The 26,457-nt window shown below is 64.3% G+C and carries 21 protein-coding genes, 2 tRNA genes, 2 rRNA genes and 1 riboswitch (1 of these 26 only partly in view); of the genes, 15 read left to right on the top strand and 10 right to left on the bottom strand.

Annotation, left to right across the window (positions count from 1 at the left end):
* Positions 1-19 precede the first annotated feature (19 nt).
* A complete protein-coding gene (locus tag NLM33_RS22900; RefSeq protein ID WP_254098970.1) occupies positions 20-2,641 on the top strand; it encodes a TIGR02302 family protein in 2,622 nt (873 codons plus the stop codon).
* Between the two features lie 277 nt (positions 2,642-2,918).
* Here NLM33_RS22900 and NLM33_RS22895 read toward each other — a convergent pair whose 3' ends face one another.
* Together NLM33_RS22895 and NLM33_RS22890 are read right to left on the bottom strand one after the other, a co-directional pair.
* Positions 2,919-3,293 (bottom strand): response regulator, encoded by a 375-nt coding sequence (locus NLM33_RS22895; protein ID WP_254098968.1) that lies wholly within the window; start codon positions 3,291-3,293, stop codon positions 2,919-2,921.
* A 32-nt stretch (positions 3,294-3,325) separates the two neighbouring features.
* Complete coding sequence (locus NLM33_RS22890; RefSeq protein ID WP_254098966.1) at positions 3,326-4,195, bottom strand: MJ0042-type zinc finger domain-containing protein; 870 nt, start codon at positions 4,193-4,195, stop codon at positions 3,326-3,328.
* Between the two features lie 162 nt (positions 4,196-4,357).
* Between NLM33_RS22890 and ftsE the strand changes: the two genes are divergently transcribed.
* The 4 genes from ftsE to NLM33_RS22870 all read left to right on the top strand — a co-directional run bounded on the left by ftsE (position 4,358) and on the right by NLM33_RS22870 (position 7,542).
* Positions 4,358-5,017 (top strand): cell division ATP-binding protein FtsE, encoded by a 660-nt coding sequence (gene ftsE, locus NLM33_RS22885; protein WP_254098964.1) that lies wholly within the window; start codon positions 4,358-4,360, stop codon positions 5,015-5,017.
* On the top strand, positions 5,010-5,978 hold the full coding sequence (locus NLM33_RS22880; protein WP_254098962.1) for an ABC transporter permease: 969 nt from the start codon (positions 5,010-5,012) through the stop codon (positions 5,976-5,978). Before ftsE ends, NLM33_RS22880 begins: the two co-directional genes overlap by 8 nt.
* A gap of 77 nt (positions 5,979-6,055) precedes the next feature.
* Entirely contained in the window at positions 6,056-6,760 is a 705-nt protein-coding gene (locus NLM33_RS22875) for a YdcF family protein (protein WP_254098961.1), read from the top strand.
* Positions 6,761-6,768: 8 nt separating this feature from the next.
* Positions 6,769-7,542 carry a 1-acyl-sn-glycerol-3-phosphate acyltransferase gene (locus tag NLM33_RS22870; RefSeq protein ID WP_254098960.1) on the top strand — a complete coding sequence of 258 codons (774 nt, stop codon included), beginning with the start codon at positions 6,769-6,771 and terminating at the stop codon, positions 7,540-7,542.
* On the opposite strand, the gene NLM33_RS22865 is transcribed toward NLM33_RS22870, so the two are convergent.
* Entirely contained in the window at positions 7,539-8,150 is a 612-nt protein-coding gene (locus NLM33_RS22865) for a gamma-glutamylcyclotransferase (RefSeq protein WP_254098959.1), read from the bottom strand. The two genes, NLM33_RS22870 and NLM33_RS22865, sit on opposite strands and share 4 nt — an antisense overlap.
* A gap of 110 nt (positions 8,151-8,260) precedes the next feature.
* Between NLM33_RS22865 and NLM33_RS22860 the strand changes: the two genes are divergently transcribed.
* Entirely contained in the window at positions 8,261-9,445 is a 1,185-nt protein-coding gene (locus NLM33_RS22860) for a DUF2125 domain-containing protein (protein ID WP_254098958.1), read from the top strand.
* A gap of 110 nt (positions 9,446-9,555) precedes the next feature.
* On the opposite strand, the gene NLM33_RS22855 is transcribed toward NLM33_RS22860, so the two are convergent.
* Genes NLM33_RS22855 through NLM33_RS22845 form a run of 3 tightly spaced genes read right to left on the bottom strand, consistent with a single transcriptional unit; the run spans position 9,556 to position 12,478 of the window.
* A complete protein-coding gene (locus NLM33_RS22855) occupies positions 9,556-10,491 on the bottom strand; it encodes a prephenate/arogenate dehydrogenase family protein (RefSeq protein WP_254098957.1) in 936 nt (311 codons plus the stop codon).
* Positions 10,488-11,588 (bottom strand): histidinol-phosphate transaminase, encoded by a 1,101-nt coding sequence (gene hisC, locus NLM33_RS22850; protein WP_254098955.1) that lies wholly within the window; start codon positions 11,586-11,588, stop codon positions 10,488-10,490. Before hisC ends, NLM33_RS22855 begins: the two co-directional genes overlap by 4 nt.
* A 29-nt stretch (positions 11,589-11,617) precedes the next feature.
* On the bottom strand, positions 11,618-12,478 hold the full coding sequence (locus NLM33_RS22845) for a chorismate mutase (RefSeq protein ID WP_254098953.1): 861 nt from the start codon (positions 12,476-12,478) through the stop codon (positions 11,618-11,620).
* Between the two features lie 192 nt (positions 12,479-12,670).
* Positions 12,671-12,750: riboswitch (SAM riboswitch) on the top strand.
* A gap of 90 nt (positions 12,751-12,840) precedes the next feature.
* On the opposite strand from NLM33_RS22845, the gene NLM33_RS22840 reads away from it, so the two are divergent.
* Together NLM33_RS22840 and metW are read left to right on the top strand one after the other, a co-directional pair.
* The gene (locus NLM33_RS22840; RefSeq protein WP_254098951.1) at positions 12,841-14,040 is read left to right on the top strand and encodes a homoserine O-acetyltransferase; all 1,200 of its coding nucleotides are present in this window, start codon (positions 12,841-12,843) and stop codon (positions 14,038-14,040) included.
* Position 14,041: 1 nt separating this feature from the next.
* Positions 14,042-14,704: a methionine biosynthesis protein MetW gene (metW, locus tag NLM33_RS22835; RefSeq protein ID WP_254098949.1), complete on the top strand. Its 663-nt coding sequence runs from the start codon at positions 14,042-14,044 to the stop codon at positions 14,702-14,704.
* A gap of 115 nt (positions 14,705-14,819) precedes the next feature.
* On the opposite strand, the gene NLM33_RS22830 is transcribed toward metW, so the two are convergent.
* Positions 14,820-15,686, bottom strand: coding sequence for an alpha/beta fold hydrolase (locus tag NLM33_RS22830; RefSeq protein WP_254098947.1), 867 nt, complete (start codon positions 15,684-15,686; stop codon positions 14,820-14,822).
* Positions 15,687-15,884: 198 nt separating this feature from the next.
* Here NLM33_RS22830 and NLM33_RS22825 point away from each other — a divergent pair, with 198 nt between their 5' ends.
* Positions 15,885-16,532, top strand: a complete 648-nt coding sequence (locus NLM33_RS22825; protein ID WP_254098945.1) for a TIGR02594 family protein — start codon at positions 15,885-15,887, stop codon at positions 16,530-16,532.
* A gap of 108 nt (positions 16,533-16,640) precedes the next feature.
* Here the strand turns inward: NLM33_RS22825 and NLM33_RS22820 are convergent, their stop codons facing one another.
* The gene (locus NLM33_RS22820) at positions 16,641-17,429 is read right to left on the bottom strand and encodes an MOSC domain-containing protein (RefSeq protein ID WP_254098943.1); all 789 of its coding nucleotides are present in this window, start codon (positions 17,427-17,429) and stop codon (positions 16,641-16,643) included.
* A 240-nt stretch (positions 17,430-17,669) separates the two neighbouring features.
* Between NLM33_RS22820 and clpB the strand changes: the two genes are divergently transcribed.
* Positions 17,670-20,309, top strand: coding sequence for an ATP-dependent chaperone ClpB (clpB, locus tag NLM33_RS22815; RefSeq protein WP_254098941.1), 2,640 nt, complete (start codon positions 17,670-17,672; stop codon positions 20,307-20,309).
* A gap of 71 nt (positions 20,310-20,380) precedes the next feature.
* Here the strand turns inward: clpB and NLM33_RS22810 are convergent, their stop codons facing one another.
* Positions 20,381-20,644, bottom strand: coding sequence for a hypothetical protein (locus NLM33_RS22810; protein ID WP_254098939.1), 264 nt, complete (start codon positions 20,642-20,644; stop codon positions 20,381-20,383).
* Between the two features lie 140 nt (positions 20,645-20,784).
* Positions 20,785-22,848 carry a M23 family metallopeptidase gene (locus tag NLM33_RS22805; RefSeq protein WP_254098937.1) on the bottom strand — a complete coding sequence of 688 codons (2,064 nt, stop codon included), beginning with the start codon at positions 22,846-22,848 and terminating at the stop codon, positions 20,785-20,787.
* A 649-nt stretch (positions 22,849-23,497) separates the two neighbouring features.
* On the opposite strand from NLM33_RS22805, the gene NLM33_RS22800 reads away from it, so the two are divergent.
* From NLM33_RS22800 to NLM33_RS22780, 5 genes are all read left to right on the top strand, one after another.
* Entirely contained in the window at positions 23,498-23,800 is a 303-nt protein-coding gene (locus NLM33_RS22800) for a hypothetical protein (RefSeq protein WP_254098935.1), read from the top strand.
* 56 nt (positions 23,801-23,856) lie between these two features.
* Positions 23,857-25,345, top strand: a 16S ribosomal RNA gene (locus NLM33_RS22795).
* A 225-nt stretch (positions 25,346-25,570) separates the two neighbouring features.
* Positions 25,571-25,647: transfer RNA gene (locus NLM33_RS22790), tRNA-Ile, on the top strand.
* Positions 25,648-25,680: 33 nt separating this feature from the next.
* Positions 25,681-25,756, top strand: a tRNA-Ala gene (locus tag NLM33_RS22785).
* 408 nt (positions 25,757-26,164) lie between these two features.
* Positions 26,165-26,457: ribosomal RNA gene (locus tag NLM33_RS22780) — 23S ribosomal RNA — on the top strand (it continues 2,581 nt past the right edge of the window).
* Together the 16S and 23S rRNA genes with 2 tRNA genes alongside form the textbook arrangement of a ribosomal RNA operon.

Below are 26,457 nucleotides of genomic sequence, written 5' to 3'. Positions count from 1 at the left end.
GGGCAACCTGGAGAGCTGATTGAACGGCGTCACCCCCGACCCGTCAGACCCGATCCGCGATGGCAACGCCCTGTCGCGGCTCAAGCTGGCGCAGGCCCTCAAGCGGGCCACATATGCGATCGCCTGGGAGCGCGCCTGGCCGCATCTGGCGCGGTTTTCGACCGTTGTCGGGCTGTTTCTCGTGGTATCCTGGGCTGGCCTGTGGCTGGCGCTGCCCTTCATCGCCCGCGCGGTCGGGCTCGGCCTGTTTGCCGTCGCGGCGCTCGCCGCCCTGTTCCCGCTGATTCGCTTCCGCTGGCCGAGCCGCGAGCAGAGCCTGAGCCGCCTGGACAATGGGTCCGGCATCCGCCACCGGCCCGCGACGACGCTCACCGACACCCTGAGCACGCAGGATCCGGTCGCACAGGCGCTGTGGCAGGCGCAGCGCGAGCGCACGCTGGCCTCGCTCAAGCGCATCCGCGCCGGATTGCCGCATCCGCGGCTCGCGATCCACGATCCCTGGGCGTTGCGCGCCCTGGTGATGGTGATGCTGGTTGCGACCTTCTTCGCCGCCGGCGACGAGCGCGCCATGCGCATGGGCGCCGCCTTCGACTGGAATGGCGTGCTGGCGCCGACGAATATTCGCGTCGACGCCTGGGTCACCCCGCCGGTCTACACCTCCAAGCCGCCGATCATCCTGTCGGCCGCCAACAAGGAGGCCGCCGCACTTCCCGCGAGCGGCCCGCTCGCCGTTCCCGCCGGCTCGACGCTGATCGTGCGCTCCTCCGGCGGCAGCCTCGATGTCGTGGTCTCCGGCGGCCTCAAGGAAGTTGCGCCGAACGAGCAGGCTCCGAAGGGCACCAACGAGAAGCATTTTGCCATCGCGAGCGACGGCACCGCGCATGTCCGCGCGCCCTCCGGCCAGCCGCAATGGAGGTTCGCCGCAACGCCCGACCGGCCGCCGACGATTTCGCTGGCCAAGGATCCCGAGCGTCAGGCCAGAGGCGCGCTGCAGCTGTCCTACAAGATCGAGGACGATTACGGCGTCACCGGCGCCCAGGCGCAATTCGCCGTGCGTCCGTCAGACGCTCAGAAGTCCGACGAGAAGGCCGCGTCGCGGCCGTTGTTCCAGCCGCCGCAATTCGCACTGGTGCTGCCGAACGCGCGCACCCGCAACGGCCTCGGCCAGACCGTCAAGGACCTCAGCGAGGATCCCTATGCCGGCGCCGACGTCACGCTGACGCTGACTGCCAAGGACGAGGCAGGCAATGAGGCGAAGAGCGAACCCTTCAACATGCGTTTGCCCGAGCGCCTCTTCACCAAGCCGCTGGCGCGCGCGCTGATCGAGCAGCGTCGCATCCTGGCGCTCGACGGCAACAAGAACTCCGACGTCTATGCCGCGCTCGATGCGCTGATGATTGCGCCGGAATTGTTCACGCCCGAGACCGGGCAATATCTCGGCCTCTACAACATCGCGAGGCAGCTGGAGGCTGCTCGCACCGACGATGCGCTGCGCGACGTCGTTGCGAGCCTCTGGGCGCTTGCAGTGACGATCGAGGACGGCAACATCACCGATGTCGACAAGGCGCTGCGCGCGGCGCAGGACGCGCTCAAGCAGGCGCTGGAGCGCGGTGCGAGCGACGAGGAGATCAAGAAGCTCACCCAGGATCTGCGCCAGGCGCTGGACAATTTCATGCGCCAGCTCGCCGAGCAGTTCCGCAACAACCCGCAGCAGCTCGCCCGTCCGCTTGATCCCAACACGAAGATCATGCGCCAGCAGGATCTCAACAACATGATCGACCGCATGGAGCGCCTGTCGCGCTCCGGCGACAAGGATGCGGCGAAACAGTTGCTCGACCAGCTCCAGCAGATGCTGGAGGGTCTTCAAATGGCGCAGCCGGGCCAGAGCGGCGACAGCGACATGGAGCAGGCGCTCAACGAGCTCGGCGACATGATCCGCAAGCAGCAGCAGTTGCGCGACAAGACCTTCAAGCAGGGCCAGGATTCCCGGCGCGACCGCATGCGCGGCAAGCAGGGCCAGCAGGGCGATCAGTCGATGTCCGACCTGCAGCAGGACCAGCAGGCGCTGCGCGACCGCTTGAAGAAGCTCCAGGAGGAGCTTCAGAAGCGCGGGCTCGCGCAGAACGGCCAAAAGGGTCAGAAGGGTCAGAAAGGCCAAAAGGGTCAGCAAGGCGAGCAGGGACAACCGGGCCAGCAGGGCCAGGGCGGCGATGATGATGCCGACCAGGGCGATGATGACGGCGGTCTCGATACCGCCGACAACGCCATGGGCGATGCCGGCTCCAAGCTCGGCGAAGGCAATGCCGACGGCGCCGTGGACTCGCAAGGCAAGGCGCTCGACGCGCTGCGCAAGGGCGCGCAGAAGATGGCCGAAGCCATGCAGCAGGGCGACGGCGACGGTCAGGGCGACGGCCCCGGCAATCGTGCCGGCCGGCAGCAGAGCGGCGGTAACCAGACCGACCCGCTCGGCCGTCCCTTGCACGGCCGCGAGTTCAGCGACGACTACACGGTGAAGATCCCCGGCGAGATCGACGTCCAGCGCGCCCGCCGCATCCTCGAAGAGCTCCGCCGCCGCCTGGGCGATCCGTCCCGTCCGCAGCTCGAGCTCGACTATCTCGAGCGGCTGCTGAAGGATTTTTGAGGCGATCGGGCCTCACCAGCCGCGCTGGGTATGCTCGGTATATTGACGCGCGATGTCTCCCCCAAGGTCGTCCTGGCGAAGGCCAGGACCCCCGCGCGAGCGCCTACGCTCGTCGCGATTACCCCAGGGAGTAGTTTGGCGAAGACCCGTCGTCCGGTACTGCTAGCGATCCCCGACGGACACATCACGCGGTATGGGTCCTGGCCTTCAGGACGACACCGTATGTGTGGGACCGGACTCGTGTCACTGCGTCGAGGATGTTGCGGGCTCGCCGCAGCTACCTCTTCTTCGCCGCGAGCGCGTCGGCGACTGCGGTGCGGATATCCGCCACCGAAAACGGCTTCGTCACCACGTCATGCACCAGCGCATTCAGGTTCGACGCGCGCTCGCGCTGGTCGGCAAAGCCGGTCATCAGCAAGATCGTGAGGTCCGGAAAATCGCGCGCGGCCGAGAGTGCGAGCGCGATGCCGTCCATCACGGGCATCTGGATGTCGGTGAGCAGGAGGTCGAAGGCGCCATCCTCGCGCGTCAAGATCTCCAGCGCCTCGGCGCCGTCCTGCGCGGTGACTGTCTGGTGGCCGTCCATTGCGATGGCACGCGCCACCAGCGTCCGCATGGACTCCTCGTCATCGGCGATCAGCACCTTTGGCATCGGGCCAAACCTTTGCGGCAGCGGGCAGCCGGTTACGCGCTGCCGCCGGCGATGTCACGCCGGTTGAAGAAACGAATATCGATATTGCGGCCTTCAGGTGGCGGCGAGGCGAGGCGCGACTTGAAGAAGGCGCGCTCGCCGGGATGCAGCACGGTCTGCTCCAGCACCGCGTTCCAGGCGTAGATCTCGGCGCCCTGCGCGTCACGCACGGAGAAGCGCAGGCGGGGGATGTCGACCGCCTTCCTGGTCTCGCCGACGATCGCGCCTTCGATCACCAGCACCTGCTTGCTGTCCACGGTCTCCGAAGTGACCTTGACGTCCCTAAAGGCGAGGCCGCGCAGATTCACATCCATGCCGGCCATCTTGTAGAACGCCGCGGTCTGCGGCAGCAGCCGGACCATGTCTGCGCGCCAGACCACCAGCGCAACGGCCAGCGCGCCCATGGCAGCGCAGGCGGTCGGCAGGCCGAAATAGGATCTTCGCGGCGGCCGGCTCACCGGACGGGCGACCCGGGCGCGGCGGCGGAACAACCCGCGGAACCAGGATTGGTGCGGCTCTCCGGCCAATTCGTCGGTGGCCTCTGCCTCCGACCAGTCGTCGTCCCTGGTGTCCTCGGTGGGCCAGTCACTGGCGATCGAGGGGCTGTCGACCACCGGCGTAGCGGCGGCATCCTCCCGGGCGTAGGTGTTCCACTGCTCCGCGATGTCGGACTGGTCCTCGGGCTGGCTCGCCGCAGCCATGGCCGGCGCGTTGGCTTTCTCCTGCACCTCCTCGACGGCATCCTCGGGCCGCGCCACCCAGGTCTCCTTGCAGCGGGAGCAGCGCACCGTGCGCCCATTCGCCCCAAGGCTTGCGAGCTTGATGGCGTAGGATGTCGTACAATGGGGGCATACGATGTGCATGGACCAGCCTCGGCGATGACCCAGCCGTAGCGGAACCGGGCTCTTTCGATGCTACAAGGCGACCGTTAACGAATCGGAAACCATAACGGCCGCACAACGCTTTCATCGCGTGCGGCAGAGCTTTGCGGCGTGCGCCGCGCCCCACCTCGAACGGAGCTGAGCTTGGTTCGGTTCGAAAATGTCGGATTGCGTTACGGTCTGGGGCCGGAGATTCTGCGCGACCTGAGCTTCCAGATCCCGGCGCACTCCTTCCAATTCCTCACCGGCCCGTCCGGCGCCGGCAAGACGTCGCTGCTGCGCCTCTTGTTCCTGTCGCATCGGCCGACGCGCGGCCTCGTCAATCTGTTCGGCCACGACATCTCGCTGCTCGGCAAGGACGAGATCGCCGACCTGCGCAAGCGCATCGGCATCGTGCTCCAGGACTTTCGCCTGCTCGACCACATGACGACCTACGAGAACGTCGCGCTGCCGTTCCGTGTGATGGGCCGCAGCGAATCCAGCTACCGCAAGGAGGTCATCGATCTCCTGCGCTGGGTGGGCCTGGGCGAGCGCATGGACGCGCTGCCGCCGATCCTGTCGGGCGGCGAGAAGCAGCGCGCGGCGATCGCGCGCGCGGTGATCTCGCGGCCGCAACTCCTGCTTGCGGACGAGCCGACCGGCAGCGTCGATCCGACGCTCGGTCGGCGCCTGCTGCGGCTCTTCATCGAGTTGAACAAGTCCGGCACCGCCGTGATCATCGCGACCCACGATATCGGATTGATGGACCAGTACGAGGCGCGCCGGCTCGTGCTGCACCAGGGACGACTGCACGTCTATGAATAGCACCGACGAGCGCGGCGTCTTCGTCGACCTCGGACAGGAGCGTCCGCAGGTCCCGGCCAGGGCGCGCAACATGTCGCCGATCGTGCCGCGCGCCTCGATCCATGGCCGCGCGCTGGTCGCGGTCGTCGCAATCATGACCTTCCTTGCCTCGATGACCACGGGCACGGTGCTGCTGGTGAGTGCGTCGGCGGCCGAATGGCAGTCGGACGTCGCGAGCGAAATCACCATCCAGGTCCGTCCCCAGGCCGGACGCGACATCGAGCGCGACACCACTGCTGTGACGGAAGCGATGCGCGCCCAGCCGGGCATCGTCGAGGTCAAGCCGTTCAGCAAGGACGAATCCGGCAAGCTGCTCGAGCCCTGGCTCGGCACCGGCCTGTCGATGGACGATCTTCCGGTGCCGCGCATGATCATCGCCCGCGTGCAGCCGGGCACGGCGCTCGATCTCGCCGCCCTGCGCAGCCGGGTGGCGCAGGTCGCGCCAAGCGCGAGCGTCGACGATCACCGCGCCTGGATCGAGCGCATGCGTTCGATGACCAACGCCACCGTGCTCGCCGGCCTCGGCATCCTCGCGCTCGTCATCGTCGCGACCATCATCTCAGTGTCGTTCGCGACGCGCGGTGCCATGGCCGCCAATCGCCCGATCGTCGAGGTCCTGCATTTCGTCGGCGCCGGCGATCGCTACATCGCCAACCGCTTCCTGCGGCATTTCCTCCGCCTCGGCCTCGAAGGCGGGGTGATCGGCGGCGGCATCGCCATGCTGGTGTTCGGCTTCTCCGAGTCGATCGCCGGCTGGTTTTCCGGCACGCCGGTCGGCGACCAGTTCGCCGCCCTGCTAGGCACTTTCTCGCTGCGGCCATCCGGCTACGTCGTGCTCGCGGTGCAGGCGGTCCTGATCGGCGCGATCACCGCGGTGGCGTCGCGCCAGACGCTGTTCGCGACGCTGAACGACGTCGAATAGGGCGCTGCGCGTCAAACCGGACTCCACTTCATCGAAAAACGTCCTAAAATTGCCAGGGGAAGGGATCACCACATCATATGACCTCGCCGACCGCCGATCGATCGCCGAACTTGCCGCACGGCTGGCTGCGTGCGGCCCTCGTGTCGACGCTCGCGGTCGCCTTCGTCGGCGCGGCGGCGGGGTTCGTTGCGTTCCTGTCGCAGATGCGCGGCGCCGAGCTCGCGCCGGACCGCAAGGCCGACGGCATCGTGGTTCTGACCGGCGGATCGTCACGGGTGTCGGATGCGATGGAGCTGCTCGCTGCGGGCTACGGCCAAAGGCTCCTGATCTCCGGCGTGCACCCGACCTCCACGGTCAGCGATATCTCGCGGACGCTGCCGGAGAACCAGTCCTACATGCGCTGCTGCGTCGATCTCGACCGCTATGCCGTCTCGACCCGCGGCAATGCCGCGGAGACGCGGCGCTGGGCGCACGAGCGCGGCTTCAAGTCGTTGATCGTGGTGACCTCGAACTATCACATGCCGCGCGCGCTGGTGGAGTTCTCGCACGCGATGCCGGAGATTGCGCTGATCCCGTTTGCGGTGGTCGGCGACAAGTGGCGCGAGGAGCCGTGGTGGACTTCGTCTTCGACGCTACGGCTCTTGTTGTCGGAGTATGTCAAATATATTGCCGCCGAGCTGCGCGTGCGGCTCGAGGATTTCGGGATTGACCTTTCGCCGGAAGTGTCGGAGCAGCCTTCAGGCGTGCAGCCGAAACGGCCCGCTACCGCACAGGCCAACTAGGATCATTGATGTTCTTGCTCTTCCTGCGTTCGCTCGTTTTCAACGTGCTGTTCTACGCCGTCCTGGTGTTCTTGGCGATCATCGCGCTGCCGACCTTCCTGATGTCGCCCCGCGCGACGCTGACGGTCGCCGCATGGTGGGCGAACTCGACGCTGTTCCTGATGCGGGCGATCTGCAACATCAAGGTGGAATTCAGAGGCGTGGAGAAGATCCCGACGGGGCCGCTGGTGATCGCTGCGAAGCATCAGTCCTTCTGGGAGACATTCGCGCTGCTGCGCTTCTTCGACCGCCCGATCTTCATCCTCAAGCGCCAGCTCATGCACATTCCGGTGTTCGGCCAGTTCCTGGGCAAGACCGGCATGATCGCGATCGATCGCCGCGCCGGCGTCAAGGCGCTCCTGGACATGACGCGGCGGGCACGCGATGCGGTGCGCTCCGGCCGCCAGCTGGTGATCTTCCCGGAAGGTACCCGCCGCGCGCCGGGCGCGCCGCCCGACTACAAGACGGGCTTTGCCCAGATCTATTCGGCCTGCGGTGTGCCGTGCCTGCCGATCGCGCTCAACTCCGGCCTGTTCTGGCCGCGCCGTACCTTCATGCGCTACCCCGGCACGCTGGTGGTGGAATTCCTGGATCCGCTGCCGCCGGGCCTGCCGAAGGACGAGTACATCGCGCGCGTGCGCGGCGCGATCGAGGAGGCCACGGGGCGCATCGTCGAAGCCGGACGGAAGGAGCAGGAGCAGCTCATTGGCAGTGCGCCGAGCTACGTGGCTTCAAGCAGCTAGCGCTCGTCTTGCTCGCTGCTCGGAGCCGGATCATGCAGGGAGTGCGCATCGTTGTGCAGGAGAGCCGCAAGCTGATGCAGCTGCGTATCGCGAAAACCTTCGGCCTCGATCGCCTTCACCGTCGCGGTGACATAGTCGCGGTTGGCGCCGGACTGACCATGGCCTTGCAGCACGTGGCGGTGCTGCTCGGCAAGCGACAGGCGTCCCGCATATTGCACGTGGCCGCGGTCGACGACGTAGGAGAGCGCGCTGACGCGCTGCCGCGCATCGTTCTCGAGCCACACCGAGCGCATCACCTCGCGATAGACCGAGGTGACCTGCTCGCGCTCGCGCAAATAGGAGACCACATCGGCGCGGTTCTTTGCCGCGACGCGGAAGGCGATGCCGCGACAGGCGCCGCCGCGGTCGAGCCCGAGCACGAGGCCCGGCTTCTCCGGCGTGCCGCGATGGACGAAGGAATAGACGCAGAGCGCGCGATGCTCGCCGACGAGGCGCGCCGGCAGGCGCTCCTCGAATTCGAAGCCCGGCCGCCACATCAGCGAGCCATAGCCGAACACCCAGAGGTCGCCGGCGGCCATCGTGACGGAGGGGAGGGTGATTTCGGACATGTTTGGCACCGCTACCAGACCCCGCCGCCCAGGCGAAGCGAATTCTCCACCTTTTGCCGTAAGCCGACCTCGCTTACATTTGCCATCATCTGGGGTCAAAGGGTCGCCGCATGTCCGATATGACCATTGCCGCCAGGCGACGCTCCGGCTGGGGGCTTTTCATCGCGCCCGTCCTCCTCCTGATTCTGGCCGTCGCCTGGAGCGGCTTCTGGTTCTATGCCGCTTCCCAGGCCGAAGTGGCGGCCGACGCCTGGCGCGCCCAGGAGGCCAAGTCGGGCCGCATCTATGATTGCGCCAGGCGCTCGATCGCCGGCTTCCCGTTCCGCTTCGAGGTGCAGTGCTCCGGCGCCAGCGTATCGCTGGTCTCGCAGACCGCGAGCAAGACGCCGTTCACGGCCAAGCTCGACAACATTCTGGTCGTTGCCCAGGTCTATGATCCCAAGCTTGTGATCGCCGAATTCACCGCGCCGGCGACGCTGACCGACGGCGTCACGCAGACGTCCTTCGTCGTGAACTGGAGCAAGGGTCGCAGCAGCGTGGTCGGCTTGCCGGCCGTGCCGGATCGCGCCTCGATCGTGTTCGACGATCCCGCCATCAACCGCGTCGACGGCTCGGTGCAGGTGCCGGTTGCAAAGGCCAGGCAGGTCGAGCTGCACGGACGCCTCGCCGAGGGATCCTCGCGCGACAATCCCATCATCGAAACCGTGCTGCAGATCGCGCAAGGCAGCATCCAGGGCGTGCATCCGCTGCTCGCGGAGCCGTTCGAAGCGGACGTGCGTTCGAAGATCTCGGGGCTGAAGGATTTTGCGCCAAAGCCGTGGCCGCAGCGTTTCCGCGAGCTCCAGGCCGCCGGCGGCCATATCGAGATCGTACAGTCGCGCATTCAGCAGGGCGAGATGATCGCGGTCGCGGCCGGCACGCTTGGCATCTCGCCGAACGGCCGCCTCGACGGCGAATTGCAGATGACGGTGACCGGCCTCGAGCGCGTGATCCCAGCGCTCGGCATCGACAAGATGCTGGAAGAGGGCGTGCCGCAGGCAACGCTGGACCGCGTCGCGCCGGGCGTGAAGTCGCAGGACCTCAACAACCTCTTCGGTGCGCTCGACCGCGCCATTCCCGGTCTCGGCAAGGTCGTGAAGCAGAACGCCAATGTCGGCGTCGCCGCCGGCATCAACGCGCTCGGCACCGAAAGCACGCTGGAAGGCAAGAAGGCGCGCAGCTTCCCGCTTCGCTTCGCCGATGGCGCGGTGATGCTCGGCGCGCTGAAGGTCGCGCAGCTCCCGCCGCTGTATTGATTTCCCCGTCATTCCGGGGCGCGCGGAGCGCGAACCCGGAATCTTGTGCCACAATCTCTGGATTCCAGGTTCGACGCTAACGCGTCGCCCCGGAATGACGCAGCGAAAAATTACTGCTTCGTCAGCGGCGGATGCTGGCGGCCGAAATCAGGCGCCGCCGAATCCTGGCCGATCTCGACGATGCCGCGGCGGATGGCGCGGGTGCGGGTGAAGTGGTCGAACAACGCTTCGCCGTCGCCGCGGCGGATCGCGCGCGTGAGTTTTGCGAGGTCCTCGTTGAAGGTGCCGAGCATCTCCAGCACGGCCTCCTTGTTGGCGAGGAATACGTCGCGCCACATCGTCGGATCGGACGCCGCGATGCGCGTGAAGTCGCGAAAGCCGCCGGCGGAGAACTTGATCACCTCGGACTCCGTCACCTGTTGCAGCTCATCGGCGGTGCCGACGATGGTGTATGCGATCAGATGCGGCAGATGGCTGGTGATCGCGAGCACGAGATCATGATGATCCGGCGTCATGATCTCGACCTTGGCGCCGAGCGCGGCCCAGAACGCGCGCAAGCGATCGACGGCGGCTGCGTCGACGCCCTCCGGTGGCGTGAGGATGCACCAGCGATTGATGAACAGCTCGGCGAAGCCGGAATCCGGGCCCGAATGCTCGGTGCCCGCCACCGGATGCGCGGGTACAAAGTGAATGCCCTGCGGCAGATGCGGCGCCATGTCCCTGACGATCGCGCCCTTCACCGAGCCGACGTCGGAGATGATCGCGCCCGGCTTCAGATGCGCAGCGATCTCCTGCGCCACGGGGCCGCAGGCGCCGACGGGAATGCAGAGGATGACGAGGTCGGCGTCCTTCACGGCCTCGACATTGGTCGCGACCACGTGGTCGACGATGCCGAGCTCGGCGACGCGGGCCCGCGTCTTCTCCGAGCGCGCGGTGGTGACGATCTCGGACGCCAGGCCCTGGAGTTTTGCGGCACGCGCGATCGAGCCGCCGATCAGGCCGAAGCCGATCAGCGCGACGCGCTGGAAATGCGGGGCCACGCTCATTTGCCGCCGCCCATGAAGTCGCGCAGGCCCTCGACCACGAGGCGATTGGCCTCCTCGGTGCCGATGGTCATGCGCAGCGAATGGGGCAGGCCGTAATTCTTCAGCGCCCGCAGCACCAGTCCCCGCTTGGTCAGGAAGGCGTCGGCATCATCCGAGGTCTTGCCCTTGTCGGTCGGGAAATGGATCAGCACGAAGTTGGCAACGCTCGGCGTGACCTTCAGCCCGAGCTTGCCGATCTCCTCGGTCAGCCAGTTGCGCCAGGTCTCGGTGAACTGCTTCGACATCTGCTGATGCGCGGTGTCCTCGATCGCGGCGACCGCGGCATACATCGCCGGCGTCGAAACGTTGAACGGGCCGCGAATGCGGTTGACGGCATCGATGATATGCGCAGGTCCGAACATCCAGCCGATACGGAGCGCGGCGAGGCCGTGGATCTTGGAGAAGGTGTGGGTCACCACCGTGTTCTCGGTGGTCGCGACCAGCTCGATCCCCATTTCGTAGTCGTTACGCGATACGTAGTCGCAATAGGCGGCGTCGAGCACCAGAAGGATGTGCGATGGCAGGCCGGCGCGCAGGCGCTTGACCTCGTCGAACGGCAGGTAGGTGCCGGTCGGGTTGTTGGGGTTGGCGAGCCAGACGAGCTTGGTGCGCGGCGTCACCGCTTTGAGAATAGCATCGACGTCGGCGGTGAAGTTCGCTTCCGCCGCCACGATGTTCCTGGCGCCGTTCGCCATGGTCGCGATCGGGTAGACCAGGAAGCCGTGGGTGGTGGAGATCGCTTCGTCGCCCTGGCTGAGATAGGTGTGGGCGAGCAGATTGAGGATCTCGTCCGAGCCGGCGCCGCAGATGATGCGGTCGGGATCGAGGCCATAGGTGCGGCCGATCGCTTCGCGCAGCACGCGCGAGGTGCCTTCCGGATAGTCCTCCAGATGCGTCGCCACATGCGTGAAGGCCTCGATCGCCTTCGGCGAGGGCCCGAACGGCGTCTCGTTCGCCGACAGCTTGAACACCTTGCGGCCCGGCTCCGGCACCGGGCTCTTGCCGGGCGTGTAGGGCGCAATATCGAGAATGCCGGGATTCGGCACGGGGCGGGACATCGTCTACTCCGGAAAGGATGCGGGTGGCCTTAAGCCTTCACATCAGATTTGGCCGACCCGTTCGGGGGCACCGTATAGCGTGTTGCGTGGCCGCCGACGAGAGCCGACGAGCGGACCGAGGCGCCGGCCCGGATCAGGGCGATTTTGATCTTCTCGAAGCCGATGCCGGTCTCCGACACCAACAGCGCAGCGCCGTCGAAGGCGGTATCGGGCACCGCGACGATGTCGGCCAGCGGCGCCAGCGCCCTCGCCGTGTCGGCGTTCCAGCCAGACACGCGCACGCTCCAGGTCTGGACCTCCGTGACCATGGCGTCGTCGGCAACCCGCGAGATCACGAAGACGGGCAGCGCGGCCGGATGGTCGGCGCGCTCGAGGAACGGCAGCCGCGCGATGATTTTCGGCGCGCCCTCGGCCTCGAGTTCGCTCCACCATGGCGTGCGGCTCGAGATCGCCGAGACCAGAGCCAAATCACCCTTCGATTTCGCCAGCGCCTCGACGGCGGCCTGTGCGCTGAAATGCGGCACATAGGGCGTGGTGAAGCCGAAATGAAATCGCGCCGAATCCCGCATCGCGGACTCGCCGACCGAGACGTCGGCATGCACCGAGAACGGCGCCTGCACATAAGTGAAGGTCGAGATGATGACGCGCCAGATGCTCTCGATGGTGTCGAGCGGCAGGATGCCGCGATGGCGCTCGACGAGGCGGCGCATCATGCTGGCCTCGCGCGCCGGCCGGAAAGCCGAGCCGACCTCCTGCGTCTGCTTCGCCTGAATCAGGCGATCGATGATGTCGCCGCGCTGCATCAAAAGGCGATGCACGTCCTCGTCGATCGCATCGATCTCCTTGCGCAATTCCTGCAACGACGGTGGCGCGGGCGGACGCTGGGACATATCTGTCAGTCTGTCAGGGGCTCGTGAAAGGCGGATCGGCTGAGCCGGATCCGCGGGCACTATGGGTCTTGATTAGGCAGGATGGACGCCGAAAGCAAAGAGAAATGACGGTCATTTGGCCTGACTTCGCAAGGCCTCATTTGGTTAACCCGCGGCCTCGGCTTGACGAAAACCGCTTAAGCCACTAACTTTTGCCTGTTCCGTGGTCATTTGAGCCGGCCGGCTTGCAGCCACGTTAAAAAACTCGCTAAACAGGCCGGGGACGCATCCGATCCCGGCCGAACCTATCGTTCAGGCCGGGTTTTTCATGGCCTGATGTCAGCGGCGGCTTGAGAGCCGTCGCCAACGAGGTCGATGGTCAGATGGTTGCCGTCACGTCAGTACCGAGCCCCGCGATCGCCGAAGAGCGCTCGCACGAGGCAGATCATCCGAGCTCCGAGGTTGCGTATTTCGGCGCCGAGCAGCCGTTGTCGCTCGATTGCGGTATCGACCTCAGCCCGTTCCAGATCGCCTACCAGACCTATGGCGAGCTCAATGCCGAGCGTTCCAACGCCGTGCTGATCTGCCATGCGCTGACCGGCGACCAGCATGTCGCGAATGTGCACCCCGTCACCGGCAAGCCCGGATGGTGGGAGACCTTGGTTGGGCCCGGCCGACCCCTTGATCCTCAACACTACTTCATCATCTGCGCCAACGTGATCGGCGGCTGCATGGGCTCGACGGGACCCGCCTCGCTCAATCCGGCGACGGGCAAGGTGTGGGGCCTGGATTTTCCCATCATCACCATCCCCGACATGGTGCGCGCGCAGGCGATGCTGATCGATCGCCTCGGCATCGACACGCTGTTTGCGGCGGTCGGCGGCTCGATGGGCGGCATGCAGGTGCTGCAATGGACCGCGGCCTATCCCGAGCGCGTGTTCTCCGCGCTCGCGATCGCCTGCTCGACGCGGCACTCCGCGCAGAACATCGCCTTCCACGAGCTCGGCCGCCAGGCCGTGATGGCCGATCCCGACTGGCAGAACGGTCGCTATACCGATCACGGCATCCATCCGCATCGCGGGCTCGCGGTGGCGCGGATGGCTGCGCACATCACCTATCTCTCGGATGCAGCGCTGCACCGCAAGTTCGGCCGGCGCATGCAGGACCGCGAGCTGCCGACGTTTTCGTTCGATGCCGATTTCCAGGTCGAGAGCTATCTGCGCTACCAGGGCTCGTCCTTCGTCGAGCGTTTCGATGCCAACAGCTATCTCTATCTGACGCGGGCGATGGATTATTTCGACATCGCCGGCGACCATGACGGCGTGCTGGCGAAGGCGTTCGCCGGCGTCAAGACACGCTTCTGCGTGGTGTCCTTCACCAGCGACTGGCTGTTCCCGACCGCGGAATCGCGCGCGCTGGTGCACGCGCTCAACGCGTCGAGCGCGCGGGTGTCGTTCGCCGAGATCGAGACCGATCGCGGCCACGACGCCTTCCTGCTCGACGTCCCCGAATTCTTCGATATCTCCCGCGCCTTCCTGCAATCGGCAGGCAAGGCGCGCGGGCTCAACGGCAAAGGCGGCTAGAATGTCCGTGCAGGAAGTTCTGCCACTCGACGGCCTTGCGGCTGAGCAGGGAGGTCACTACCGCGCCGATCATCTGCTGGTCGCGGAGATGGTCAGGCGCGGCTCGAAAGTGCTCGACGTCGGCTGCGGCGACGGCGATCTGCTTCAGCTTCTGGAGACCCGCGGCATCGACGGCCGCGGCATCGAGCTGTCGCGCGAGGGCGTCAACCGCTGCGTCGCCAAGGGCCTTGCGGTGGTGCAGGGCGATGCCGACACCGACCTCATCAACTATCCCGACGACGCCTTCGACTACGTCATCCTGTCGCAGACGCTCCAGGCGACGCGGCAGCCGAAGGTGGTGCTGGAAAATCTTCTGCGCATTGGCCACCGCGCCATCGTGTCGTTCCCGAACTTCGGCTACTGGAAGATGCGCTTGCAGCTCCTGATCGGCGGCCACATGCCGCGCACGGAGAATCTGCCGGCGACCTGGTACGACACCGCCAATATCCATTTCTGCACCATCAAGGATTTCGTCCAGCTCTGCGACGAGATCGGCGTCAAGATGGAGCGCGCCGAAGCGCTCGATCTCTACGGCCGCCCGCTGCGGCTGCGATTGCCATGGTGGGTGTGGAATCTGTTCGGCGAGCAGGGCGTGTTTCTGCTGAGCCGCGGCGGCGGGAAGTGACGCCTCTGGCGTCATTCCGGGGCGATGCGAAGCATCGAACTGTGGTGCGCAATTGCGCACCTGAGAATCTCGAGGTTCCGGGTTCGCTCTTCGAGCGCCCCGGAACGACAGCAAACTAATTAGCAGCAACCGACCTCGGATCGCGCACCGGCCAGCGTCCCGCCTCCACCAGCGTGATGAACCGCGCCACCGTCTCGTTGAACAGCGCGGGCTCCTCGAGATTGAGCACGTGGCCGGACTTCGGAAACATCGCGAGCCCCGCGGCAGGCAGATGCTTCTTCAGGAACAGGCTCGGCGAGATGCACGGGTCGTCCTCGTCGCCGCAGATGATCAGCGCGGGCGTGGCAACGCCTCTGATCGCATCCGTCATGGTGTAGATCGAGGGGCGACCGCCCTGGAAGCCGCGCATGGTGTTGGCCGAGCCCTTGGAATCGTGCCGCGCGAGTGCGGCATAGAAATCGGCGTGGCCGCGCGGGTCCTTGACCAGGAAGGGAATCCGGCTCGGCGCCTCGCGCGTGACTTTCGCAACTTCCGCGGCGCCCAGGGTCTCGAACTGCTCGGCATTGGCGCGGCACTGCTTGCGCCAGGCTTCGAGATTGTCGAGCTCCGAGCCGGAGCCGACGCCGGCGAGCGTCATCGAGAGCGCACGCTGTGGCGCGTTCAATCCGATCTGAAGCGACGAATAGGCGCCCATCGAAAGCCCGACGAGATGTGCCTTGTCGATGCCGAGATGGTCGAGCACCGCGAGCGCGTCAGTGGTGAAGTGCTTGTAGGTGTAGACGTCGGCTGACGCGGGCACGTCCGACGGCGTATAGCCCCGCGCCGAATAGCTGATGCAGCGGTGGCCGCGCGAGAAATAGCGCATCTGCGGCTCCCAATTGGTGCAGTCGGCCGCGAATTCGTGCAGGAAGATGATCGGCGTGCCGTGGCCTGCTTCCTCGAAGTAGAGGCGGCAATCGTCCTTGGTTGTCGCGTAAGGCATAGAAATCCTCCCCGCACTGTTGCGGCATTGGAATGCCGTTCTGCATTTCACGCATGAAGGTTCTAACACCCGTTAACCGGTGCGCAAAATCTCTGTCGACGTGTCTTGATCTCGCCACATCAGGATTCTGATAAGCCCGCGGATGTCGGCCACCGCACGGGCCGATGGGAAATTGGGGGTGTCAACGAAGGATGAAGAATGTTTGAGTTGTTTGCGTTCGGCCGGCTGCGTCACGTCATCGCGCTGGCTCTCTTCTCCGCGGCGTTCGCCGCATCTGTCTCTCCAGCATCAGCACGGTCTCATCGTCACAGCGCAGAGCGGCACGCTCACGTGCATCACGCTGCGCACCATGCGGGCAGGCATCATCACTATCGCCACGCAGGCTCATCGCGCTTCGAGCGCGGCGCCGCGCAATTGCAGGCGAACGGCTTCATGGATACGCAGGCCAGCTATGATCAGAGCGCCAATGCCGCGGCCGTGGCAGGCGGCTTCGGTGGAGGCTCGGGCCTCGTCTCGGAAGCGCGCCGCTATCTCGGCGGCAATCCGACCGGGCGCGGCAGCCTGTGGTGTGCGCGCTTCATGAACATGGTGCTGCAGCATACCGGCCATCAGGGCTCCGGCTCCGACATGGCGAGCTCGTTCGCGCATTACGGAACGCGCGTCTCCGGCCCGCAGGTCGGCGCGATTGCGGTCATGTCGCGCGGCCGCCGCGGCGGCCATGTCGGCATCATCACCGGCATCGACGCGCAGGGCAATCCGATCATGATCTCCGGCAACAACGGCAATCGCGTCCGCGAGGCACCGATCTCGCGCGGGCGAATCTACGCGTATGTGATGCCGAACTGAGAAGCGACGAAGTTGTAGGGTGGGCAAAGCGAAGCGTGCCCACCACTTCTGCTCGCGTGGAGTGATGGTGGGCACGGCGCTTCGCGCCTTTGCCCACCATACCGCAGCTCACGCCGGGACCGGCTCTTCCATCGCAACCTGATCGCCAACGCCGACCTCGCCTCCCGCGATCACCTCGCCATAGATGCCGCAATCCATGTGGCCGAGGTGGCGCATGATCGTGGGTGGAATCTCGAGGTCGCGTATCGCCGTCTCCGGATCGACATTGGTGGCCGCGCATCGGACGATGCGCTTGACGATTTTCAGCCGCGCCGCGCCGATCGCAAGTGTCTGGCCGACGAGGTCGAGCTCGTGCCAGGCCGGCCAGCCCTGGAGGTAGAGATTGGCGCGGAAGCGCAGGGGATTCACGGCGGCGCCGCCGAGCATCTCTTCGATGGCGCGGACGCTGCCGAGATTGATGATGGAGACGACCTTGCGGGCGACGTCCGAGAAGCTGTGGTCGCGTCCCGACAGCACTTTTGGCGGGCCCCGCAGCTCGCTCTGGAAATTCCCCGTGAAGTAGCTCTCGATGGCGGCGCGCCCGCTCGCGGTCTCCAGGTCGCCGCTCGCGACGACCTGGCCGTCCTTGCGGATGGCCAGAAGATTGGTCGCGTCGTCGAACCGGCTATGCAGGGCCGCCAGCCGCTCATTGCGCATCAGCATCAGGAACTGGGTCTTGGGCATCCATTGCGGCGCCTCCGGATCGAACCCGCTCGGGCCGTTCTCGATGGCGTAGCGGCGGTCGGCCGGCAGGGTCTGTCCGACCCGCAAGGCGACGCGGGGCAGGGGCTCGGGCGTAAGGCCTTTGACCGGATAGCGGTAAAGGCCGGTGATCTCGGCAGTCGGCTCGGCAATCATGGTGACAAGTTAAGGGATTCCACCTGCTGCCGCCAAGATGGCCGGTTCGTGCACGAATTTGTGAAGAAGCCTCTTCCGTTCCCGTGACTTGGTTCCCACATCTGCGTCAGGCCGGCGCCAGCGTCGGCTGCTAACGACCGCTGCTGGTTGAGGAACGTCAATGCGGCCAGCGGAAACCCAATGAAGATGCCGTTTGGAGTGCCTTTGAGGGCTCCAGGGGCAGGCCGAGGGAAAGACAAGATGAACATTGAAAAATACACCGAACGCTCCAGGGGCTTCATCCAGTCCGCACAGTCGCTCGCTGTGCGCGAGGGGCACCAGCAATTTTCGACTCTCCACCTCCTGAAGGTTCTCCTCGACGACAATGAGGGCCTGGCTGCCGGTCTGATCGACCGCGCCGGCGGCAATTCCCGTGCGATTCTGAAGGCGACCGAGGACGCCCTGAACAAGGTGCCGAAGGTTTCTGGCGGCGGCGCCGGGCAGATTTATCTCGCGCCCGAGCTTGCGCGCACCTTTGATGCTGCCGAAAAGGCCGGCGAGAAGGCCGGCGACAGCTTCGTCACGGTCGAGCGCCTGCTGCTCGGGCTCGCGTTGGAGAAGTCCAGCGAGGCCGGCACGATCCTGAACAAGGGCGGCGTCACCCCGCAAAACCTCAACGCCGCGATCGAGGCGCTGCGCAAGGGCCGTACGGCCGACAGCGCGACCGCCGAGAACGCCTATGACGCGCTGAAGAAATACGCCCGCGATCTGACCCAGGCCGCGCGCGACGGCAAGCTCGATCCGGTGATCGGCCGCGACGAGGAGATCCGCCGTACCATCCAGGTGCTCTCCCGCCGCACCAAGAACAATCCCGTGCTGATCGGCGAGCCCGGCGTCGGCAAGACCGCCATCGTCGAGGGCCTGGCGCTGCGCATCGTCAACGGTGACGTGCCGGAAAGCCTCAAGGACAAGAAGCTGCTCTCGCTCGACCTCGGCGCGCTGATTGCCGGCGCGAAATACCGCGGCGAGTTCGAGGAGCGGCTGAAGGCCGTGCTCCAGGAGGTGACCGCGACCGAAGGCACCTTCATCCTGTTCATCGACGAGATGCACACGCTGATCGGCGCCGGCAAGGCCGACGGCGCGATGGATGCGTCCAACCTGCTCAAGCCGGCGCTTGCCCGCGGCGAGTTGCATTGCATCGGCGCGACCACGCTCGATGAGTACCAGAAGCACGTCGAGAAGGATGCGGCGCTGGCGCGGCGCTTCCAGCCGATCTTCGTCAGCGAGCCCTCGGTCGAGGACACCATCTCGATCCTGCGCGGGCTGAAGGACAAGTACGAGCAGCACCACGGCGTGCGGATCACCGATTCCGCGCTGGTGGCGGCGACGACGCTGTCCAACCGCTACATCACCGACCGCTTCCTGCCCGACAAGGCGATCGACCTCATGGACGAGGCCGCGGCGCGGCTGAAGATGCAGGTCGATTCCAAGCCCGAAGAGCTGGATTCGCTGGATCGCGAGATCATCCGGCTCAAGATCGAGCAGGAGGCGCTGAAGAAGGAAAGTGATCTCGGCTCCAAGACGCGCCTCCAGGCACTGGAGAAGGAGCTCGCCGATCTCGAGGAGAAATCGGCGGCGCTGACGGCGCGCTGGAGCGCGGAGAAGAACAAGCTCTCCAACGCCCAGAAGCTCAAGGCCGAGCTCGATGCCCTGCGCGTTGAGCTTGCCAATGCGCAGCGGCGCGGCGAATTCCAGAAGGCGGGCGAGCTGGCCTATGGCCGGATCCCTGAGCTGGAGAAGAAGCTCGCCGATATCGAGGCGCGCGAAGGTTCTGGTGAGATGATGGAGGAGGCGGTCACCGCCAACCACATCGCGCAAGTGGTCTCGCGCTGGACCGGCGTGCCCGTCGACAAGATGCTGGAGGGCGAAAAGGAAAAGCTCCTCAAGATGGAGGAGGCGCTCGGCAGGCGCGTCGTCGGCCAGAGCGAGGCCGTGCACGCGGTCGCGACCGCGGTACGCCGCTCGCGTGCGGGCTTGCAGGATCCGAACCGGCCGATCGGCTCGTTCATGTTCTTAGGCCCCACCGGCGTCGGCAAGACCGAGCTGACCAAGGCGCTCGCCGAGTACCTGTTCAACGACGAGACCGCGATGGTCCGCCTCGACATGTCCGAATACATGGAGAAGCACTCGGTCTCGCGCCTGATCGGCGCGCCTCCGGGCTATGTCGGCTATGACGAGGGCGGCGCGCTCACCGAAGCGGTGCGGCGCCGGCCCTACCAGGTGGTGCTGTTCGACGAGATCGAGAAAGCGCATCCGGACGTCTTCAACGTCCTGTTGCAGGTGCTCGACGACGGCCGCCTGACCGATGGCCAGGGCCGTACCGTCGATTTCCGTAACACGCTGATCATCATGACCTCGAATCTCGGATCGGAGTTCCTGGTGAATCAACCCGAGGGCGAAGATACATCCGCCGTGCGTGAGCAGGTGATGGGAATGGTGCGGGGACATTTCCGCCCCGAATTCCTGAACCGCGTCGACGAGATCATCCTGTTCCATCGCTTGCAGAAGAGCGAGATGGGCCGGATCGTCGAGATCCAGTTCGCGCGACTCCAGAAGCTGCTCACCGATCGCAAGATCGCGCTGACGCTGGATGGCGCAGGCCGCGACTGGCTCGCTGCCAAGGGCTGGGATCCGGCTTACGGCGCAAGGCCGCTGAAGCGGGTGATCCAGCGCTATCTCCAGGATCCGCTCGCCGAGATGATCCTGGCCGGCGACGTGAAGGACGGCGACACCGTTGCGATCTCCACCGAGGGCAACGTGCTGACCTTCAACGGCAAGGCGGCGCAGACGGCCGAGATCGCTCAGTTCGAGGCGCCGGTGCCGAAGCGCAAGCTGAACTGATTTTCGCGTTCGTCAGGTACAACATGCACCCCGGAAGAGGCCTCCTCTCCGGGGTGAATTATTCGGCCGCTCTAGCTGATCGCGGGAGCGGGACCTGAATCGGCCGCGTCATCCTCGTCGCCGCCCTCGTCAAGCTCGGAGAGGATATCCACCAGCTCGCGCACGCGGCCATGGGCCAGCGGCCGCAGGTCGTTGATCATGGGCTCGTCATTGGCGAGCCAGGCCTGGGCTTCGGCGAGCTCGTCGATGGTCGCGCCGGTTCCGATGATCTGGGCAATGGTGACGTCGTCAGCCCCGCTGACGGCCTTTGTGACGTCGTCGCGTGAGAGGCGCATGGTTGGTCCTCCTCTGCTTAACGGCTCAAACAGGTCGCGCGGGTCAATCGAGACGCCGCCGATCAGTTCCGCAATTGGGGAGGTAGGACGGAACCTGGCCGTGAAAAGGCCGGGTCCGGAGAAAATTACCGGTTGGTGACTTAGCGATTAGTGACCTGGAGCGGGCCGCCGGTCGCATCCGAGATGCGCGCGATGCCGCTGGAGCGGTTGCTCATCATCGCCTCGATGCGGTCGCGCTCCTTCTCGAAGCCCGCCATGATCGGCCCTTCGAGCGAGCGACCGCGCGGCAGCTTGACGCGTAGCGGGTCGACGAAGCGGCCGTTGACCAGGATTTCGTAATGGACGTGGGGTCCGGTCGACGCGCCGGTCGAACCGACGAAGCCGATCACCTGGCCCTGCCGCACCTTCTTGCCCGCTTCCATGCCCTTGGCAAAGGCCGACATGTGGCCATAGCCCGTCTCGTAGCCGTTGTTATGCTTGATGCGGACATATTTGCCGTAGCCGCCCTCGAGCTGGGCTCTCTCGATCACGCCGTTGCCGGCCGCGAAAATCGGCGTGCCGTAGGCGGTGGCCCAGTCGACGCCGGTGTGCATCCTCACGATGCCGAAGATCGGATGGCGGCGACCGCCGAAACCGGACCGCATGATGGCAGTGTTGACGGGCTTGCGGACCAGAAACTTCTTCGCGCTCTTGCCGGTCTCGTCATAGTAGTCGACGACGCCGTCATCGGGGCTCTGGAAGCGGTAGTATTTCTTGGTCTCGCCCCCGACCGTGAGGGAGGCGAACAGCACCTCGCTCTTGTCGGTCGCCGTCACGCCTTCGTCCTCGCCGGCGTAGAAGACGTCGAAGGAATCGCCCGGCTGCACCTTGCGCTGGAAATCGACGTCGTAGGAGTAGATCTTGATCATGTCGTCGATGACCGGCATCGGCACCTTGTTGCGCATCGCGGTCTCGTAGATGCTCTGGTAGAGCCGCACGCCAGTGCCATCGTCTTCGTCATCGTCGTCGCTGTTGGCGTTTGTCGTGGCGTCGGCGATGGTGTTCATGCTGGAGACGTCGACCGCGACGTATTTGCCGAGATCGGACAGCGCCGCGATCGCCTCGACCATGGTGTCGTTGGCGACGACGACGCGGTAGGGCTGCAGCCTTGCGCCCGGGCTTGCCGGCGCCATCAGGATGCGCAGCTTCTCACCTTCCTTCAGGCCGCCGTCGCGGCCTCGCGGGCCGAGCATCGCGACGATCGCCTTGATCTCTTCGGGCGTCGCGCCGAGATCGCGCAGCGCGGAAGCGACGTTGTCGCCCTTCTTCACGACGTGAACGCGCTCGCCATTGGGATTGCCGCCGGTGATCTGTTCCTTGGTCTTCGGCAGCAGCGTGACGTTTTCCGGCACCACGCGCGTCTCGAAGCCGGCGTAAGGATCGGACGTCGACGCCTCGGTGGCGTAGGCCATCTTCATGTCGGACTGGCCGGTCGCGCCAGAAACGTCGGCCGTGGCGTTGGCGAGCGCGGCGTAGCGCACCCCGCCATTGCCGCGCCAGTTGGCGGCATCCCGCACCCGCATCAGGATATCGTCGAGCGCCACCACCGCGGAAATCTTGGCCTTCGGCAGCACCGGCGACAGGTCCTTGGTGACGAAGGAGACCTCGGCGTCGGGTTCGACGGCTTCGGGATTGTTCGGGTCGTCCGATGCGGTCTTCGGATCGGACCCGACGTCGGTCAGCATGCGCTGGGCGTTGAACGGCGGAATCTTCGCCGACAGATCGCTCGTCGTCATCGACAGATTGCCGGCGATCCGGACGAAGGGGCGTACCCGCATCACGTCGCGGTTGCCGACGCGGGCAACGGTGGAGACACGCACGATGTTGCGCGAGGCGGTGGATTCGTTGGGCGGCGGCAGGCGGTCGCTCTTGTGCAGCGTAGCGGCGCGATCTGCCGCACCGAATGCGCCGCGCAGCGCGCCTTCGACGCGCTCCGGCACCTTGGCAAAGGTCATCTCGCCGTCGAGAGATGCGAAAACGGCGCCGCCGATCAAGGCCGCGCCGCAGAGTCCGGTCAGAATCGTGCCGCTGAACCACTGTACGGAGACGCGACGGCGATCGATGACGGCAGCTTCGGAACCATCGACGGAAAGCGGCGGCTCGTGGCCGAGATCAATGATCCCGGTCTCACGCCCATAACCCCCGCGTGACGCCCTATGGTTCAACCCAAGTCCCCCAATATCACCGACATGCGCGAAGCCTGTTCTCGCGCCTTGCCGACCTCGCCCTCTTCAAGGGGGATCTTCGGACCAAGGCGCGCCGCCTGAAGACGCTCGTCGGCCAGAAAGCCCTCAAGGGGCCGGCCGAGCTCACGAACAGCGAAGCGGATGAAAGTCTTTCGATGTCTCTCGAATGTCCCGGGAAGGCAGCTGCATCTTTCAGATCGCCTCCCCTTGACCAGTGCAAACCGCCGGCAGCCCCCACAGGCATCCAACGATTCAAGCTTGTGTCATACCAGAACGCCGCGGGATTGTGGCTCTAGTACGGCGCCAAATCCTGAAAAAGTTTCCCGATCGGGCCAGGGCGAGCGCTGCCGCCGGGAGGGCTGCTTGGGACCCCTTCGGAACCCCAATTTTTTTCTCTCGCGGACCAAACTTTTTTTCCGGATTTTCTCCGAACGCGTCGCCCGAGGCGAAAGCGCGCGTCGTGTAAGCCTCGGAAAACACCGGACTTTTTCCGCAATGCACAACGGTTTTCGGCGTGCGACGATTTGTTGACAATGGCCGTTGACAATCCCGATGGGTGGGGCCTATAACCCGACCACTGAGCGCGGCGCCGCCGGGTCACTGACCAAGGCGAGCGAACGCGCCACTGATGCTCCTCACCTTGTTGAGTGCACAACAGCCGACACAAATCGGTTGGAGTTCATTCATCGTCGGTAAGGGTGTCGGAACCCTTCCTCCCAGGAAGGTTGGGGCCTCTCCGGTCCCGGGCTGTTTGACAAGTGAAGATGAAGAAAGAGAAACGTGGACGGCGGAGTCCTTGCGGGTCTCGCTTCTGAAAAGCTTCGGCTTTTCTGATCGAGACCGGACGAAAGACTTCGGCGGTACACGTTTCAAAGGTTACACCATCGTTGCCAGCGATGTGAATCGCAGGCAGCTCGTCGACTTCGGTTGATGAAAAATGGTGGGACCTCGTCAAACGTTGTGATCAGCCGGTTCAAAGTTCAAGTCCAACTTGAGAGTTTGATCCTGGCTCAGAGCGAACGCTGGCGGCAGGCTTAACACATGCAAGTCGAGCGGGCGTAGCAATACGTCAGCGGCAGACGGGTGAGTAACGCGTGGGAACGTACCTTTTGGTTCGGAACAACACAGGGAAACTTGTGCTAATACCGGATAAGCCCTTACGGGGAAAGATTTATCGCCGAAAGATCGGCCCGCGTCTGATTAGCTAGTTGGTAGGGTAATGGCCTACCAAGGCGACGATCAGTAGCTGGTCTGAGAGGATGATCAGCCACATTGGGACTGAGACACGGCCCAAACTCCTACGGGAGGCAGCAGTGGGGAATATTGGACAATGGGGGCAACCCTGATCCAGCCATGCCGCGTGAGTGATGAAGGCCCTAGGGTTGTAAAGCTCTTTTGTGCGGGAAGATAATGACGGTACCGCAAGAATAAGCCCCGGCTAACTTCGTGCCAGCAGCCGCGGTAATACGAAGGGGGCTAGCGTTGCTCGGAATCACTGGGCGTAAAGGGTGCGTAGGCGGGTCTTTAAGTCAGGGGTGAAATCCTGGAGCTCAACTCCAGAACTGCCTTTGATACTGAAGATCTTGAGTTCGGGAGAGGTGAGTGGAACTGCGAGTGTAGAGGTGAAATTCGTAGATATTCGCAAGAACACCAGTGGCGAAGGCGGCTCACTGGCCCGATACTGACGCTGAGGCACGAAAGCGTGGGGAGCAAACAGGATTAGATACCCTGGTAGTCCACGCCGTAAACGATGAATGCCAGCCGTTAGTGGGTTTACTCACTAGTGGCGCAGCTAACGCTTTAAGCATTCCGCCTGGGGAGTACGGTCGCAAGATTAAAACTCAAAGGAATTGACGGGGGCCCGCACAAGCGGTGGAGCATGTGGTTTAATTCGACGCAACGCGCAGAACCTTACCAGCCCTTGACATGTCCAGGACCGGTCGCAGAGATGTGACCTTCTCTTCGGAGCCTGGAACACAGGTGCTGCATGGCTGTCGTCAGCTCGTGTCGTGAGATGTTGGGTTAAGTCCCGCAACGAGCGCAACCCCCGTCCTTAGTTGCTACCATTTAGTTGAGCACTCTAAGGAGACTGCCGGTGATAAGCCGCGAGGAAGGTGGGGATGACGTCAAGTCCTCATGGCCCTTACGGGCTGGGCTACACACGTGCTACAATGGCGGTGACAATGGGAAGCGAAGGGGCAACCCCTAGCAAATCTCAAAAAGCCGTCTCAGTTCGGATTGGGCTCTGCAACTCGAGCCCATGAAGTTGGAATCGCTAGTAATCGTGGATCAGCACGCCACGGTGAATACGTTCCCGGGCCTTGTACACACCGCCCGTCACACCATGGGAGTTGGTTTTACCTGAAGACGGTGCGCTAACCCGCAAGGGAGGCGGCCGGCCACGGTAGGGTCAGCGACTGGGGTGAAGTCGTAACAAGGTAGCCGTAGGGGAACCTGCGGCTGGATCACCTCCTTTCTAAGGATGATCCTTCAGAGAGCTCACGCTCACTATCGGATCGTTTTAGAAACATCAGGGGCCAACAGATCGCCAGATCGTTGAGCTCCATTGGCGGGATTTCGCCGTCTACGTTTCTCTTTCTTCGCGGACGAACACGCGCCGGGGCTGCGCTGTGCGATTGCATTCGGCGCTGGTCGCCGGCTGCACGCGAGCATGCCCCTAGTCCTTGAGAGGATAGCGTTAGGGCTTGTAGCTCAGTTGGTTAGAGCGCGCGCTTGATAAGCGTGAGGTCGGAAGTTCAAGTCTTCCCAGGCCCACCACTTTCATCGAGCGAGCATTCGTCTTCTGGTTACGGGGCCATAGCTCAGCTGGGAGAGCGCGTGCTTTGCAAGCATGAGGTCGTCGGTTCGATCCCGTCTGGCTCCACCAGATGGTTTGATCATCGACTGATCGTGCACCTAAATCGTCCGCGAAACATCACTTCGCATCTTGCTAGTCTGGATAGACAGCAAGTTGCGTGATTTCTTACATCGTAAAGAGGAGATCGATCCGAGTTGGATCGTGCAGAGAATATCTGCGCGAGACTTCATTATCTCCGGATCATTTCGGCGCTCGTGCGTCTTCCAGGGTAGCTCACAAGGCTGCGTTGAGAGACGAGCGAGTTGTAAATGATCCTTTTAGCGAAGCTTGACCGCCTCGCTATCGGAACGATCTTACGAAGCAAGCTGGTCTTTCTAGTCAATGTCCGGCTGCATATAGCGTTCATCGAGGGCGCGCGCCGCAAGGCAATTATGCAGACAACATTCTGCCGAGTGTGTGGACATTGATAATGAGAGCAATCAAGTGCCTTAAGGGTGTTCGGTGGATGCCTTGGCGCTGAGAGGCGATGAAGGACGTGCTACGCTGCGATAAGCCGTGGGGAGCTGCGAAGAAGCTTTGATCCATGGATTTCCGAATGGGGAAACCCACCTTCGATAGCCGGAACTCCAAGACCTTTGTCGAAAGACATCGGTGTGGGGTTCGATCAGATAATGAGAGAAGCCAGGCCTTTAGATTTCGATCGAAGAGGTTTTGGATTTCCGGTTATCAAGTGAAGGTATGAGACTTCTGAATAAAATAGGAGGTTTCAA

The sequence above is a fragment of the Bradyrhizobium sp. CCGUVB1N3 genome (genome assembly GCF_024199925.1).
Taxonomy (GTDB): Bacteria; Pseudomonadota; Alphaproteobacteria; order Rhizobiales; family Xanthobacteraceae; genus Bradyrhizobium.
The sequence above is the reverse complement of the archived record's forward strand: the minus strand, read 5'-3'. Positions and strand labels throughout refer to the sequence as shown.

Excerpts from the sequence above, each read along its gene's own strand:
- hisC (WP_254098955.1), bottom strand. The coding sequence starts at position 11,588 with ATGTCCCGCCCCGTGCCGAATCCCGGCATTCTCGATATTGCGCCCTAC.
- metW (WP_254098949.1), top strand. The coding sequence starts at position 14,042 with ATGTCCGTGCAGGAAGTTCTGCCACTCGACGGCCTTGCGGCTGAGCAG.
- NLM33_RS22825 (WP_254098945.1), top strand. The coding sequence starts at position 15,885 with ATGTTTGAGTTGTTTGCGTTCGGCCGGCTGCGTCACGTCATCGCGCTG.
- NLM33_RS22870 (WP_254098960.1), top strand. The coding sequence starts at position 6,769 with ATGTTCTTGCTCTTCCTGCGTTCGCTCGTTTTCAACGTGCTGTTCTAC.
- NLM33_RS22890 (WP_254098966.1), bottom strand. The coding sequence starts at position 4,195 with ATGCACATCGTATGCCCCCATTGTACGACATCCTACGCCATCAAGCTC.
- NLM33_RS22855 (WP_254098957.1), bottom strand. The coding sequence starts at position 10,491 with ATGAGCGTGGCCCCGCATTTCCAGCGCGTCGCGCTGATCGGCTTCGGC.
- NLM33_RS22880 (WP_254098962.1), top strand. The coding sequence starts at position 5,010 with ATGAATAGCACCGACGAGCGCGGCGTCTTCGTCGACCTCGGACAGGAG.
- clpB (WP_254098941.1), top strand. The coding sequence starts at position 17,670 with ATGAACATTGAAAAATACACCGAACGCTCCAGGGGCTTCATCCAGTCC.
- NLM33_RS22875 (WP_254098961.1), top strand. The coding sequence starts at position 6,056 with ATGACCTCGCCGACCGCCGATCGATCGCCGAACTTGCCGCACGGCTGG.
- NLM33_RS22860 (WP_254098958.1), top strand. The coding sequence starts at position 8,261 with ATGTCCGATATGACCATTGCCGCCAGGCGACGCTCCGGCTGGGGGCTT.
- NLM33_RS22895 (WP_254098968.1), bottom strand. The coding sequence starts at position 3,293 with ATGCCAAAGGTGCTGATCGCCGATGACGAGGAGTCCATGCGGACGCTG.
- NLM33_RS22800 (WP_254098935.1), top strand. The coding sequence starts at position 23,498 with ATGCTCCTCACCTTGTTGAGTGCACAACAGCCGACACAAATCGGTTGG.
- NLM33_RS22820 (WP_254098943.1), bottom strand. The coding sequence starts at position 17,429 with ATGATTGCCGAGCCGACTGCCGAGATCACCGGCCTTTACCGCTATCCG.
- NLM33_RS22830 (WP_254098947.1), bottom strand. The coding sequence starts at position 15,686 with ATGCCTTACGCGACAACCAAGGACGATTGCCGCCTCTACTTCGAGGAA.
- NLM33_RS22810 (WP_254098939.1), bottom strand. The coding sequence starts at position 20,644 with ATGCGCCTCTCACGCGACGACGTCACAAAGGCCGTCAGCGGGGCTGAC.
- NLM33_RS22865 (WP_254098959.1), bottom strand. The coding sequence starts at position 8,150 with ATGTCCGAAATCACCCTCCCCTCCGTCACGATGGCCGCCGGCGACCTC.
- NLM33_RS22840 (WP_254098951.1), top strand. The coding sequence starts at position 12,841 with ATGGTTGCCGTCACGTCAGTACCGAGCCCCGCGATCGCCGAAGAGCGC.
- NLM33_RS22845 (WP_254098953.1), bottom strand. The coding sequence starts at position 12,478 with ATGTCCCAGCGTCCGCCCGCGCCACCGTCGTTGCAGGAATTGCGCAAG.